At 66.2% G+C, this 12,651-nt stretch carries 11 protein-coding genes and 1 pseudogene; 8 read left to right on the forward strand and 4 right to left on the reverse strand.

Going from position 1 to position 12,651, the window contains the following annotated elements; genetic code table 11:
- Genes ACKAE7_RS01195 through ACKAE7_RS01210 form a run of 4 tightly spaced genes read left to right on the forward strand, consistent with a single transcriptional unit; the run spans window position 1 to window position 4,128 of the window.
- Window positions 1-885: an ABC transporter ATP-binding protein gene (locus tag ACKAE7_RS01195; protein WP_191035085.1), complete on the forward strand. Its 885-nt coding sequence runs from the start codon at window positions 1-3 to the stop codon at window positions 883-885.
- On the forward strand, window positions 885-1,766 hold the full coding sequence (locus tag ACKAE7_RS01200) for an ABC transporter permease (RefSeq protein WP_190613025.1): 882 nt from the start codon (window positions 885-887) through the stop codon (window positions 1,764-1,766). The genes ACKAE7_RS01195 and ACKAE7_RS01200 overlap by 1 nt, the downstream gene beginning before the upstream one ends.
- A 44-nt stretch (window positions 1,767-1,810) precedes the next feature.
- Complete coding sequence (locus ACKAE7_RS01205) at window positions 1,811-2,779, forward strand: TauD/TfdA family dioxygenase (protein ID WP_190613024.1); 969 nt, start codon at window positions 1,811-1,813, stop codon at window positions 2,777-2,779.
- Window positions 2,776-4,128 carry an LLM class flavin-dependent oxidoreductase gene (locus tag ACKAE7_RS01210; protein WP_321202285.1) on the forward strand — a complete coding sequence of 451 codons (1,353 nt, stop codon included), beginning with the start codon at window positions 2,776-2,778 and terminating at the stop codon, window positions 4,126-4,128. The genes ACKAE7_RS01205 and ACKAE7_RS01210 overlap by 4 nt, the downstream gene beginning before the upstream one ends.
- Before the next feature lie 129 nt (window positions 4,129-4,257).
- Here ACKAE7_RS01210 and ACKAE7_RS01215 read toward each other — a convergent pair whose 3' ends face one another.
- The gene (locus ACKAE7_RS01215) at window positions 4,258-4,758 is read right to left on the reverse strand and encodes an SRPBCC family protein (protein ID WP_190613023.1); all 501 of its coding nucleotides are present in this window, start codon (window positions 4,756-4,758) and stop codon (window positions 4,258-4,260) included.
- A gap of 254 nt (window positions 4,759-5,012) precedes the next feature.
- Here ACKAE7_RS01215 and ACKAE7_RS01220 point away from each other — a divergent pair, with 254 nt between their 5' ends.
- Window positions 5,013-5,528, forward strand: a complete 516-nt coding sequence (locus ACKAE7_RS01220; protein WP_190613022.1) for a flavin reductase family protein — start codon at window positions 5,013-5,015, stop codon at window positions 5,526-5,528.
- Between the two features lie 28 nt (window positions 5,529-5,556).
- Here the strand turns inward: ACKAE7_RS01220 and ACKAE7_RS01225 are convergent, their stop codons facing one another.
- Entirely contained in the window at window positions 5,557-7,251 is a 1,695-nt protein-coding gene (locus ACKAE7_RS01225; protein WP_188810754.1) for an alpha-amylase family protein, read from the reverse strand.
- Window positions 7,248-8,240 (reverse strand): TIGR03885 family FMN-dependent LLM class oxidoreductase, encoded by a 993-nt coding sequence (locus ACKAE7_RS01230; RefSeq protein ID WP_408978304.1) that lies wholly within the window; start codon window positions 8,238-8,240, stop codon window positions 7,248-7,250. The genes ACKAE7_RS01225 and ACKAE7_RS01230 overlap by 4 nt, the downstream gene beginning before the upstream one ends.
- 284 nt (window positions 8,241-8,524) lie before the next feature.
- On the opposite strand from ACKAE7_RS01230, the gene ACKAE7_RS01235 reads away from it, so the two are divergent.
- A complete protein-coding gene (locus ACKAE7_RS01235) occupies window positions 8,525-9,613 on the forward strand; it encodes an ATP-dependent DNA ligase (RefSeq protein WP_191035082.1) in 1,089 nt (362 codons plus the stop codon).
- Between the two features lie 119 nt (window positions 9,614-9,732).
- Here ACKAE7_RS01235 and ACKAE7_RS01240 read toward each other — a convergent pair whose 3' ends face one another.
- Window positions 9,733-11,052: an MFS transporter gene (locus tag ACKAE7_RS01240; RefSeq protein ID WP_188810760.1), complete on the reverse strand. Its 1,320-nt coding sequence runs from the start codon at window positions 11,050-11,052 to the stop codon at window positions 9,733-9,735.
- Between the two features lie 225 nt (window positions 11,053-11,277).
- On the opposite strand from ACKAE7_RS01240, the gene ACKAE7_RS01245 reads away from it, so the two are divergent.
- Both ACKAE7_RS01245 and ACKAE7_RS01250 read left to right on the forward strand, forming a co-directional pair.
- Window positions 11,278-12,105, forward strand: a complete 828-nt coding sequence (locus ACKAE7_RS01245; RefSeq protein ID WP_408978305.1) for an IclR family transcriptional regulator — start codon at window positions 11,278-11,280, stop codon at window positions 12,103-12,105.
- 135 nt (window positions 12,106-12,240) lie between these two features.
- Window positions 12,241-12,651 (forward strand): annotated as a pseudogene (locus ACKAE7_RS01250) (shikimate dehydrogenase); the annotation flags it as partial.

Consider the following 12,651-nt stretch of genomic DNA (forward strand, 5'->3'; position numbering starts at 1 on the left):
ATGACCCCCAAAATCAGCCTCCGAAACGTCACCAAGGAATTCAGTGTCCGGGCAGGCAAGGGCACCGGCAGCCGCCGCCAGGGGGAGCCCTCAGTCCTCACCGCCATTGAAAGCCTCAGCCTGGACGTCGCCGCCGGTGAGTTCCTCACCCTCGTGGGCCCCAGCGGCTCAGGCAAGACCACGCTCCTGGACCTGCTGGCCGGGCTCTCCCGTCCCACAGCGGGAGAGGTCCTGGTGGACGGCAAGGAAGTGACCGGACCGGGCCAGGACCGGGCAGTCGTCTTCCAGCAATACGCGCTGTTTCCCTGGCGGACGGCGTCGGCCAACGTCTCAATAGGCCTCGAGAACTCTGGCCTGTCCAAGAAGGAAAGGGCGGCGAAGGCCAGCGACTTCCTGGACCTGGTGGGCCTTGCCGGGTTCGGGGACCGCTATCCCCACGAACTGTCCGGCGGTATGAAGCAGCGCGTGGCCATCGCAAGGAGCCTCGCCTATGAGCCGGACGTTCTGCTGATGGACGAGCCCTTCGCCGCCCTTGACGCCCAGACCCGTGAACAGCTCCAGGACGAGCTCCTGCGGATCTGGAAGGCGACCGGGAAGACCATCGTCTTTATCACCCACGGGATCGACGAAGCGGTATATCTCGGCCAGCGGGTGGCGGTGCTGAGCGCCCGGCCGGGAAAACTCAAGGAAATCGTGGCCGTCGACATCCCCGACCGCGACGGCGACGCGGACATCCGCTCGCACCCCGCCTTTGTGGAACACCGCCACCAGGTGTGGTCGCTGCTGCACGACGAAGTCCGCCTCGCCCGGGACTCCGGCCACCGGAAGATCCTGCCGGACGGCACCGCCCCCGATGAACAGCCGCTCGAAAGGAGCGCAGCCTGATGAGTACAGTGTTGACCCGCCCCCCGGAGGCGCCTGACGCCGTCGAACCCTCTCCAGCCCTGCCTGCGGCGGAGCGCAAGAAGGCGGGCAGGTTCTCCTACGTGGCACGCCAGGCGGCCCGCGCCGGCTGGAAATCCCTTGCCGTGGTGCTCTTCCTGGCACTCTGGGAAGTGGGGCCGCTCTACCTGGCCAGCCCCTCCACCCGCGTGTTCCTGCCGCCGCTGCACGAAGTCCTCGCCGCCGGTGCCAGGCTCGTGGAAGCCGGGCAGCTGCAGAGCCATCTGCAGGCGAGCCTCACCCGCTCGGTGTCCGGATTCGGGATTGCAGTGGTCACGGCCGTGGCGCTGGGGCTCCTGATCGCCTGGTACGGCTGGCTGAATTCGTTCCTGAACCCGCTCCTGGAGCTTTTCCGGAACACGGCCACCCTGGCACTGCTGCCGGTGTTCACCCTGCTGCTGGGCATCGGCGAGGAATCCAAGATCACCATCGTGGCCTACGCCGCCTTCTTCCCGGTCCTGCTGAACACCATCGCCGGCGTCCGGACCGTGGACCCGCTGCTCATTCGTGCCGCCAAATCCTTGGGGATGAACAGTTTCCGGCTTTTCCAGAAGGTGATCCTGCCGTCTGCGGTCCCCACGATCTTCACAGGGATCAGGATGGCCGGGACATCGTCCATCCTGGTCCTGATCGCCGCCGAAATGGTGGGCGCCAAGGCCGGGCTCGGCTACCTGATCGTCAATTCGCAAATGAGCTTCCTGATCCCGGACATGTACGCCGGCATCCTGACCGTCTCCGTGCTGGGCCTCGCCGTCAACGCTCTGCTCGTGGCCCTGGAACGGCACTTCTCCCGCTGGCGCACCGCCGTCGGCTCCACATCCTGAACTGCTCAACTGAACTGTCCGACTGAACTGCAAAGGAAGATCCAATGACTGTCATCACCGAAACCAAACTCCAGTTCACCAAGCTGAGCGCCCGCATCGGCGCGGAAATTCGGGGCCTGGACCTCAGCAAGGACCTGTCGCCGGACACGGTGGCGCAGATCCGTGCCGCCCTGAATACCCACAAAGCCCTCGTCTTCCGGGAAGCCAACATCGGCACCGACGAGGACCAGGTGCGATTCGCCAGCCACTTCGGCCCGCTCACCAGGGCCCACCCCACGGTGGCCTCGGTGGACGGCAAACCGGCCGTCCTGCCGGTGGACAGCGAAAACGGGAGTGCCAACAACTGGCACACGGATGTCACGTTCGTCGTCAACCCGCCCCAGGCCTCCACCTTGCGCAGCATCACCCTGCCGGCTTACGGCGGCGAAACCCTGATCGCATCCTCAGCCGGCGCCTACCGGGATCTGCCCGAGGAACTGCGGAATTTCGCCGACACCCTCTGGGCAATCCACACCAACGACTACGACTACTCCGTCCCGAAGAACCTGGAGCATGCCAACGCCGACGAGCGGCGGAGGGAATTCACGCGCATCCACTTCGAGTCGGCCCATCCCGTTGTCCGTATCCATCCGCTGACCGGTGAGCGCGGGCTCTTTATTGGCGGGTTCGCCCAGCGGCTCCGGATCGTTGGCCTGTCCAACACCGAATCCAAGGACATCCTGCGCCTCCTGCAGGCGTACGTGACCAGGCCGGAGAACGTGGTCCGGGTGAACTGGGAACCGGACCAGCTGGTCCTGTTCGACAACCGCATCACCCAGCACTACGCACCGGACAACTACGACGGCCAGCCCCGCCAGCTGAACCGCGTCACCATCGCCGGCGACGTCCCCCGCGGAGTGGACGGCCGCAGCAGCACCTCCATCAAGGGCGACTCGTCCGCCTACTCCGAGACCGTCGTCGTGCCCGGAACCTCCCAGGCCCCGGCCTTCGCAGCAGCCGGGGCAAACCAGTGAGCGCACCGGAAAGCGGACCCCGGCAGCTGCACCTGAACGCTTTCCTGATGAGCACCGGCCACCACGAGGCATCGTGGCGGCTGCCGGAGAGCAACAGTTTCGCCAGCACGGACGTGAAGCATTTCCAACGGCTGGCCCAGATTGCGGAGCGCGGAAAGCTGGATTCGATCTTCTTCGCCGATTCACCGGTGCTGCACGGGAACGTGGCCCAGCGGCCTTACACCAGCCTGGAACCGACCGTCCTGCTTGCGGCCATAGCGGCCGTCACCGAGCGGATCGGGCTGATTGCCACCGCCTCCACCACGTACAACGAGCCGTACAACCTGGCGCGGCGCTTCGCCTCGGTGGACCACATCAGCGGGGGCAGGGCCGGGTGGAACGTCGTGACCACAGCTGGCGACGCTGCAGCCCGGAACTTCTCACTGGCCGGCCAGCCGGTCCACTCGCAGCGGTATGAGCGGGCCGCGGAATTCCTGGACGTGGCGCAAAAACTCTGGGACAGCTGGGAAGACGGCGCCGTGGTGGCGGACAAGGACGCCGGAGTGTGGGCAGACAGTTCCCGGGTGCATGCGGCCAACCACGAGGGGAAGCATTTCCGGGTGGAAGGTGCCCTGGATGTCCCCAGGTCCGTCCAGGGCCGCCCGGTCATTGTCCAGGCCGGCTCCTCCGAGGACGGCAAGGAGTTCGCATCCCGGTACGCGGAGGCGGTCTTCACTGCCCACCAGACCCTCTCCGATGCGCAGGACTTTTACGCTGACCTGAAGGGACGGACGACGGCGGCTGGCCGGGACCCGGGATCCCTGAAGATCCTGCCGGGCATAGTTCCCGTCATCGCCGCGTCCGAGGCCGATGCCCTGAAGCTGGAGCGGGAGCTGGACGAACTGATCCTGCCCGAACACGCCCGCCGGCAGCTCGCCAACGTGCTGCGGGTGGCACCCGAATCCCTGAAGCTGGACGCCCCGCTTCCGGCGGACCTCCCCTCGGAGGACGAGATCGAGGGCGCCAAAAGCCGGTACACGCTGATCGTGAACCTCGCGCGCCGTGAACACCTCACGGTGCGCCAGCTCATCGGCCGGCTGGGCGGCGGCCGTGGGCACCGGACATTCGCCGGCACCCCGGAGCAGGTGGCTGACGCCATCCAGGACTGGTTCCAGTCGGGCGCGGCCGACGGATTCAACATCATGCCGCCGGTGTTGCCCTCCGGGTTGGAGATTTTCGTGGACCAGGTGGTCCCGATCCTGAGGGACCGTGGCCTGTTCCGGAGCGAATATACGGGACGCACACTGCGCGACCACTACGGGCTGGCCATACCGGCCAACTCGCACAACCGGGTGCTGCAGCCTGCCTAATCGTGGCCACAAGGTGCCCCGCCATGCTGATCCAGCAATGGCGGGGCACTTTCCTTTGTGCACAGCATGGCGCTGAGGGCCCCTGAAGCGGGCGGACGCCTGCAGTGCGCGGCCGCCGCCTGCCGCGTCCTAGGCCTCGCTGGCGTGGGCACCTGCCGAGTGCTGCTGCACCAGAAGGCTCAGGCGCTCCGAACTCAGGCGCAGGGCTTCCAGCTCGCGACGGCTGTATTCATCAATCGTGCGGTGCATCAGCTCCGGGAGGTCCCCGGCTGCTGCCCCATCCACCTCGAACTCGTGGGTGAGGGTCACCTCGGAGTTGCCGTCCGCGTGGAGGATCGCCCAGCTGCCGCCGAGTCTCAGCAGGGGGTGCTCCAAGCCGACCTGCCGGAATTCGGCGCGGTGTCCGGCAGCATCGAAGAGGCGGTGGCAGCGGCTGGAGTTCAGGGCGCCGTTGGCCACGATGGACGTGCGGAGTTCATGGTCGGCGTCATCGCCGCTGACCCGTTCGGAGTAGACGGTCAGCCCGTCCAGGAACGGCCAGTGGGAGGAATCCCGCAGTATGGTGAAGACCAGGTCCGCCGGGGCCTTGATGGTAAGCCGGTGAGTAGTCCGCCGCGTGGTCAACGACACGTGGTACACCTCCTGTAATGTGCTGGGCTTTTTAGCAATCTAGGCCAGCCCGGGCATGGCACGGGGGATTTCCGTCCTCCTGCGTCACGGCACGAAACCAGGGGTAACACTTGGTCCCGACATGGGGCATTCCTGGTCGCCGGATGAAGCCCGGCGGCCCCGCGTTGCGCAAGGGGTCGGCAGGTTTCAGTCGAAGTTGAGGTCTGGATGCCGGGGTGGTTGATTGAGGTCACCCTCCCTTTGAAAGGACACCCATGACGGACCAACATGACCTCAGTCCACGGCGCCTGCGCCATATTATGGGGCACTTCGCCACGGGCCTGACGGTGATCACCGCCTCGACTGAGGCCGGGCCGGCCGGCATGACCTGCCAGTCGTTTTCGTCCCTTTCGCTGGAACCGGCGCTGGTGTCCTTCAGCCCGGCGCGCACCTCCACCACCTGGCCGCTGCTGCGGGCAGCGGGCCGGTTCGCCGTCAACATCCTCCCTGCTGAACACCAGCATCTGGCGGCCCAGTTTGCGCGCTCCGCCACGGACAAGTTCGCTGGAGTCAGCCACTCACCGTCGCCGCTTGGAAGCCCGATTCTTGACCAGGCCCTGGCGTGGGTGGATTGCGAGCTTGAGCAGGAGTACGACGGCGGCGACCACACCATCGTTGTGGGCGCAGTCCGTGCCCTGGGTGCCCGGGCCGGAGCAGAGCCCCTTGTCTTTTTCAAGGGGGCCTACGTAGGCCTCGGCTCCCTGCCGGGCACCCTGGAGAGCGTGGCGTGACCCGGACCGGACGACGACGGCGCGCCGGCTATGGTGCCAGCCTGTCGCCTTTGCGGTGCAGGCGGTACCAGCGGTAGCCGTAACGTCCCAGCTCAACCTTGAAGCCGCCGTCGGGATCCAGTGGTACGTTGTCGCCGTCGAACAGGTCCAGCAGGATGGCGTCCTTGAAGGCGTTCCGCGGCCCGTCCTCGGTGCCCAGGGTGCCACTGACCTTCACGGGCTCCTCCCCGAAGTTGTGCAGGAGCACCAGTGCGCCGGTGTCCGTGCTGCAAGTGTGCGCGAAGACGGCCGGCTCGGGCTGGTCAATGATGGAGAATTCTCCCCAGCCAAGCTCTGCGGACTCCCGGTAGCGGCGGATCAGGGTCACCATGAAGTTGAACAGCGAGTCCGGATCGCGTTTGGCGGCAGCGGCGTTGACGTGCTCCGGGCCGTACTCTCCCCGGGCCAGTGGTGCCACCAGGTCCGCAACCTTGGCGGTGGAAAAGCCGCCGTTCTTGTCGTCGGTCCACTGCATGGGAGTGCGCACCGCCGCGCGGCTCTTTTGCCGGAGGTCCTCGCCCATGCCGATCTCCTCACCGTAGAACAGCACCGGTGTGCCGGGCAGGGCGAACATCAGCGAATAGACCATGCGGAGGCGCTCAGGGTCGCCGCCAAGCATCGGCGGAAGCCTCCTGCGCAGCCCCCGTCCGTAGATCTGCATGTTCTTTTGGGGCCCGAAAGCTGCGAACACCTCTTCACGCTCGCCGTCGCTGAGCTTGTCCAAGGTCAGCTCGTCATGGTTGCGCACGAACATGGCCCACTGGTTGTCCGGGTGCAGCGGCGGCCGGCTCTTCAGGGTCTCAGCCAGGGGCCGGGCATCCCCGCGGGCCAGGGACAGGTAGATGTACTGCATGGACATGAAATCGAACTGCATGTTCAGTTCGTTGCCGTCCGGTCCGCCGAAGAACTCCACCTGTTCCTTATAGGGCAGGTTGACCTCGCCCAGCAGAACGGCGCTGCCGTTGCGGCGGCTCACGAAACTGCGCAGGGCGGCGAGGAAGCCGTGCGGATCCAGGTTGGCGGCCTCGTCCCTGGGCTGCCCCCGGGTTTCCAGGAAGAAGGGCACAGCGTCCAGCCGGAACCCGTCCAGCCCCAATTCCAGCCACAGGCCCATGGCCTTGGCAATCTCGTTGCGCACGTCGGGATTGGTGACGTTCAGGTCCGGCTGGTGCTTGGCGAACATGTGCAGGTACCACTCGCCGGTGGCGTCATCCTTTTCCCACAGCGAGTCCTCTTCGCCCGGGAACACCACCTCGGAGGACGTGTCCGGGGGAGTGTCGCTCCGCCACACGTAGTAGTCCCGGTACTTGTTGTCCGTTGATTTCCGGGCCTCAACGAACCACGGGTGCTGGTCCGAGGTGTGGTTCACCACGAAGTCGGCGATGACCCGCATGCCCCGGTCCCTGGCCGCCCGCATGAACTCCACCAGGTCCCCCATGGTTCCGAGCCGGGGGTCCACGGTGAAGAAATCCGTCACGTCGTAGCCGTCGTCCCGGTCCGGGGAGGGGTAGAACGGCATGAGCCAGATGCACGTCACGCCCAGCGCGGCCAGGTAGTCCACACGCTGGGTGAGGCCCGCGAAGTCACCGGTGCCGTCGCCGTCGTCGTCAAAGAAAGTCTCAACGTCCAGGCAGTAGATGACCGCGTTCTTCCACCAGAGGTCCGAGGTTTCCGCGAGCCTCATGCCGGTGCCTGCGCCCGTGCCTGGGCCCGCGAGCCGCGCAGCTGCGGAAGGACGTCCGCGGCAAACGCATCGATGAACGGGGCCTGCTCCTGCCCGACGAAGTGCAGGTAGATTTCATCAAAGCCAAGGTCCGCGTAACCGGCCAGCCACTCGGCGTGCTGCTCCAGGCTTGCCGAGACGTTGACCGCCTTCCTGACCTGGGCCTCGCCGATCTGCCCGCTGACGCCGTCGAAATGCCCGGCGGTGGGGAGGTCCCACGGGACCGGCGGGGCGAAGGTGTTGGTCCGCCACTGGTCCAGGGCAATGGCTGCCGCGTCCTGTTCACGGGGGGCCCAGGACAGGTGCACCTGCAGCACGGCCTTGCCGCGGCCGCCGTTGTCCCGGTATGCCGCCAGCATGTCCTTGAGCTTGTCAGCGGGCTGGTTGATGGTGACCAGGCCGTCCGCCCAGGCGGCCGAGCGGCGGGCGGTCTCCACACTGATGGCCGGGGCGATCAGCGGCGGCGGGGAGTCCGGAACATCCCAGATCCGGGCCTGTTCCACGGTGACAAGGCCGTGGTGGGTCACCTCTTCGCCCCGGTGCAGCCGGCGGATCACTTCCACACACTCTTCAAGCCGGCGCTGCCGCACCTCTTTGGGCGGCCAGGCGTCGCCGGTGACGTGTTCGTTCATGTTCTCGCCGCTGCCGGGTGCCATCCAGAAGCGGTCCGGAAACATGCTTGCCAGGGTGGCGGAAGCGTGGGCGATGATGGCGGGGTGGTAGCGCTGGCCCGGCGCGGTCACCACGCCGAAGCGGAGGCTGGTGGTGGCCAGCGCCGCGCCGAGCCAGGACCAGGCGAAGCCGGAGTGTCCCTGCCGGGCGGACCAGGGCTCAATATGGTCGGAGCACATGGCGGCATCGAATCCTGCCCGTTCCGCGTGCTGGACGTCTTTGAGCAGTTGGGCGGGACTGATCTGTTCGTGTGAGGCGTGGAAGCCGACGGTAACCATCGTTAACCTCTACCGTCCGGAGGGGTGCCGTGTCGAGGGCTGGCCTGCCCGGCACCACTTGTCCGATAAGTCTTAGGCTTGTAATACTGCGCTTCCCGGAGCTCCCGCGCAGGCGGAGCTGGAAGGCAAGTACGGGCGCGGGGTTGCCGTGGCCGGGAAACCGCTGTCCACGGCGGCAGTGGCGCCGTTGCTGATCCTCATCGTGTGGCTGCTCGCGGGCTGAGCCTGCCACCTGCTGACTGTGGTCTTACGCCGGAGCACCTTCCCGGGCAAGAATGGGCAGCATGGAACTTCCCGTGATGCCGCCTGTCCCGCCCATGCTCGCCAAGGCCGTCAGCGGCATTCCTGGTGTTGCAGGAGGCGGAGAGCTCAGCTATGAACCCAAGTGGGACGGCTTCCGGTCCATCATCTTCCGCGACGGCGACGAGCTGGAGATCGGCAGCCGGAACGAAAAGCCCATGACAAGGTACTTCCCCGAACTGGTTGAGGCGCTGAAGGAAAACCTGCCCCCGCGCTGCGTGGTGGACGGCGAAATTATCCTGGTGGGCTCCGCCGGTGACCGCCTCGATTTCGACGCGCTGCAGCAGCGGATCCACCCCGCGGCCAGCCGGGTCAAGCTGCTCGCTTCCCAGACGCCGGCCTCCTTCGTAGCGTTCGACCTTCTGGCCCTGGGCGACGACGACTACACCGGCCGGCCCTTCACCGAGCGGCGGGCGGCGCTGGAAAAAGCGCTCGCGGGTAGCAAAACCCCGGTCCACCTCACCGCCGCCACCACGGACAGGGACACGGCGGAGCAGTGGTTTGAGCAGTTCGAGGGCGCAGGCCTGGACGGGATCGTGGCCAAGCGCCTGGACGGTACGTACGAGCCGGACAAGCGGGTGATGTTCAAGACCAAGCACGAGCGCACCGCCGACTGCGTGGTGGCCGGATACCGCCTGCACAAGAGCGGGCCGGATGTGATCGGCTCGCTGCTGCTGGGTTTGTACAAGGACGACGGCAGCCTGGCCAGCGTGGGCGTGATCGGCGCCTTCCCCATGAAGCGGCGCAAGGAACTGTACGAGCAGCTCCAGCCGCTGGTGACCACCTTCGATGACCACCCGTGGGCGTGGGCTAAGCAGGAGGAGGGGGAACGGACGCCGCGCAACGCCGAGGGCAGCCGCTGGAGCGCCGGCAAGGACCTGTCCTTCGTGCCGCTCCGCCCCGAGCTGGTGGTGGAAGTGCGGTACGACCATATGGAGGGGGAACGGTTCCGGCACACGGCCCAGTTCAACCGCTGGCGGCCGGACCGGGACCCGGAATCGTGCACATACGCGCAGCTGGAGGAACCGGTCAGCTTCGACCTGTCATCGGTGCTGGAGACCGGCCGGCCGTAGGCTTCGCCGCTCGCTGCCAAGGCAGCCCGTTTTTCAACGGGGAAAGCCCGCCATTTGGGGGAATGGCGGGCTTTCCGGTCTGAAAACCGGGCTGGAACGTGTCTTGTCCGGCGGAAGTGCTACTTCAGGCCGAGCTGCGAGGTGGGGACCTTGTAGGATTCCTTGGCAGTCAGGGCGGAGATGGCCGCGATGCCGCAGATGACGGCGGTGAAGATGCTGATCTGCACCCAGCCGCCGGGCCTGATCCCGCCCATGGCCGCAACGATCGCCGGGGCGAAACCTGCCATCAGGAAGCCCAGCTGGGTGCCGATGGCCAGGCCGGAGAAGCGGACCTTGGTGCTGAACATCTCGGCGTAGAAGGACGGCCAGACGGCGTTGGAGGCTGCGTAGCCGCAGGAGAAGAAGCCGATGGCGGCCAGGAACATCAGCGGCACGCTGCCGGATTCCAGGCTGAGCAGGAAGACGGGCGTCAGGATGGCGCTGGCCACCGCCCCATAGATGAAGACGGGCTTGCGGCCGATCCTGTCCGCCAGCATGCCGAAGAGCGGCTGGGTGCCCAGGGCTACGAAGTTGGCGCCGACGACCAGCCAGAGGGTTGTGGTTCCGTCCACGCCCGCCACGGTCTTGGCGTAGCTGATGGCAAGCGTGCCGAACACCGTGGACACGGCGGCGATGAAGGCGCAGCAGATCACGCGGAGGACGTCGCGCCAGTGGGCCTTGAGCAGATCGGCAACCGGGAGCTTGGAAATCTGGGCGGTTTTCTGCGCTTCCTCGAAGGCCGGCGGCTCGTGCAGCGTGCGCCGGATGAAGAAGGCAACAACAACCACAACGGCGCTCAGCCAGAACGGAATACGCCAGCCGATGCCGTACTTGATCTCGTCCGGGAGGGCCAGGACGGGGATGAAGACCAGGGCCGCGAGGATCTGGCCTCCCTGGGTGCCGGTGAGGGTCCACGAGGTGAAGAAGGACCGCCGGTTGTCCGGGGCGTGCTCCAGCGTCATGGACGATGCGCCGGCCTGCTCGCCGGCGGCCGACAGGCCCTGGCAAAGCCGGGCCAGCACCAGCAGGGCAGGAGCCCACCAGCCGACGGTGTTGAAGTCCGGCAGGCAGCCGATGAGGAAGGTGGAGGCACCCATTAGGAGGAGCGTGAACATCAGGACCTTTTGCCGGCCCACCCTGTCGCCGAAGTGGCCCAGGATCACGGCGCCCACGGGGCGGGCCACGTAGGCGAACCCGAACGTGGCGAAGGACATGATGGCCGCGTTTGCATCAGCATCCGGGAAGAAGACCGTGGGAAAGATCAGCGCGGCGGCGGAACCGAAGATGAAGAAGTCGTAATATTCGACGGCGCTGCCCAGGAAGCTGGCGAGGGCTGCCTTCTTCGGCGTCCCGGCCGGGGCGGCAACGCCTGGCTCGGCGGACGGAAGTGTCTGGCTCATGGAGTTCCTTAGGTGTGACGACTTTGTCGCGGATGGATCAGGGGGCTCGCGGCCGGCGCTGCCTTCAGGTGGAGGCGCGGCTCGGCATGTGCGGGATAACCCGGGTAGTAGCCACATGGTGGGAGCTACTTGTGCGATACAGCAATAGTGACTGTGAGTGCGGTCACCTGTCAAGAAAATAATCACTATCTAGAAATAACTCTCACGATGTGGGAACATCAATGAATGAGTGTGAACCATGCCACAGTTGACAAAGACGTAGCTGCTGAGACCCCCGCGGACACCAAGGTGGCCAAGCCGGACCGCACGGACATGGTGGGCAAGGCCCTGGGCCTCCTGGTCCTCCTGGGCGATGAGCCGCGCGGGGCCAGTGCCGCGGAGATTTCACGACGGGCCGAGCTGCCTTTCAGCACTACGTACCGCCTGCTGGGGTCGCTGACCCGCGACGGTTTTGTGGACTACGAGCCGGACGGCCGCCGCTACCACCTGGGCCTGCGGATCTTCCAGCTGGGCCAGCGGGTCTCCAACCATCACGGTTTCGCCGGCACCGCAATGCCGGTCCTCCGCCGGGTTACGGAACAGACGGGCGAGGCCACCATCCTCAGCGTCCGCGACGGCCACCACCACCTCACGGTCAACAAGGTGGACGGTCCGCAGATGTTTCGGGTGACCAGCGACCCCGGCCACCTGGGCTCGCTGTCCACCACCGCCGTCGGAAAAGTGCTGGTCGCCTTTGCGGAGGATGCCGAGCGCGAGCGGCTGCTGGAGGACCTTCCGCTTGATCAGCTCACCGAAAAGTCCATCGCGGACCGGGACGCCTTCCGCGCGGAAATCGAGAAGGTCCGGCGCCAGGGATATGCCGTGATGGACGAGGAAAACGAGATGGGCATGCGTGCCGTCGCCGTACCCCTCCTCAACACCCAGGGCCACGCCTTCGCCTCCCTGGCAACGGCGGTGCCCGTCTTCCGCATGGGCATGGAGGAACTGGAGGCGTGCGTCCCGCTGCTGCAGGAGGCGGCCGCGGAGCTCGCGGCGCGCCTTCCGCAGCGCTGACCTGATGCATTGTTCGAATGTAGAACAAAAGTGCGCTGAGTGAACAAACAATGTACTGTAACTTTCAACACCGAAGCAGCAGCATCCGCTTGGCGCACTGCTCCTGCCCGGTGCCGTACCAAAGGAGCTGCACGGATGAGTAATCGAACTGAGTCCTACCTGGTGGGACTGGTCGGCGATGGTGTGATGCCGTCACTCACCCCGCCCATGCACGAGCGCGAAGGGGATGTGCAGGGCCTGCGCTATCTCTACCGGCCCATCGACCTCGTGGAGCTCGGCCTTCCCGGCAAATCCGTGGGAGAGCTGCTGCGCAGTGCCAGGAACCTCGGTTTCAACGGCCTGAACATCACCCACCCCTGCAAGCAGCTGGTCCTGCAGCACCTGGATGAGGTAACCCCGGACGCCGTGCGGCTCGGTGCAGTCAATACCGTGGTGATCGATGATGGCCGGTTCATAGGCCACAACACAGACTTTTCCGGCTTTGCCGCGGCCCTCTCCTCAGGACTTCCCGGCGCCCAGCTGGACCGCGTGGTCCAGCTGGGCGCC

Source organism: Pseudarthrobacter sp. NKDBFgelt (assembly GCF_046097905.1).
GTDB classification, from domain to species: domain Bacteria; phylum Actinomycetota; class Actinomycetes; order Actinomycetales; family Micrococcaceae; genus Arthrobacter; species Arthrobacter polychromogenes.

Excerpts from the sequence above, each read along its gene's own strand:
- ACKAE7_RS01195 (WP_191035085.1), top strand. The coding sequence starts at position 1 with ATGACCCCCAAAATCAGCCTCCGAAACGTCACCAAGGAATTCAGTGTC.
- ACKAE7_RS01200 (WP_190613025.1), top strand. The coding sequence starts at position 885 with ATGAGTACAGTGTTGACCCGCCCCCCGGAGGCGCCTGACGCCGTCGAA.
- ACKAE7_RS01205 (WP_190613024.1), top strand. The coding sequence starts at position 1,811 with ATGACTGTCATCACCGAAACCAAACTCCAGTTCACCAAGCTGAGCGCC.
- ACKAE7_RS01220 (WP_190613022.1), top strand. The coding sequence starts at position 5,013 with ATGACGGACCAACATGACCTCAGTCCACGGCGCCTGCGCCATATTATG.
- ACKAE7_RS01225 (WP_188810754.1), bottom strand. The coding sequence starts at position 7,251 with ATGAGGCTCGCGGAAACCTCGGACCTCTGGTGGAAGAACGCGGTCATC.
- ACKAE7_RS01230 (WP_408978304.1), bottom strand. The coding sequence starts at position 8,240 with ATGGTTACCGTCGGCTTCCACGCCTCACACGAACAGATCAGTCCCGCC.
- ACKAE7_RS01235 (WP_191035082.1), top strand. The coding sequence starts at position 8,525 with ATGGAACTTCCCGTGATGCCGCCTGTCCCGCCCATGCTCGCCAAGGCC.
- ACKAE7_RS01240 (WP_188810760.1), bottom strand. The coding sequence starts at position 11,052 with ATGAGCCAGACACTTCCGTCCGCCGAGCCAGGCGTTGCCGCCCCGGCC.
- ACKAE7_RS01245 (WP_408978305.1), top strand. The coding sequence starts at position 11,278 with ATGAGTGTGAACCATGCCACAGTTGACAAAGACGTAGCTGCTGAGACC.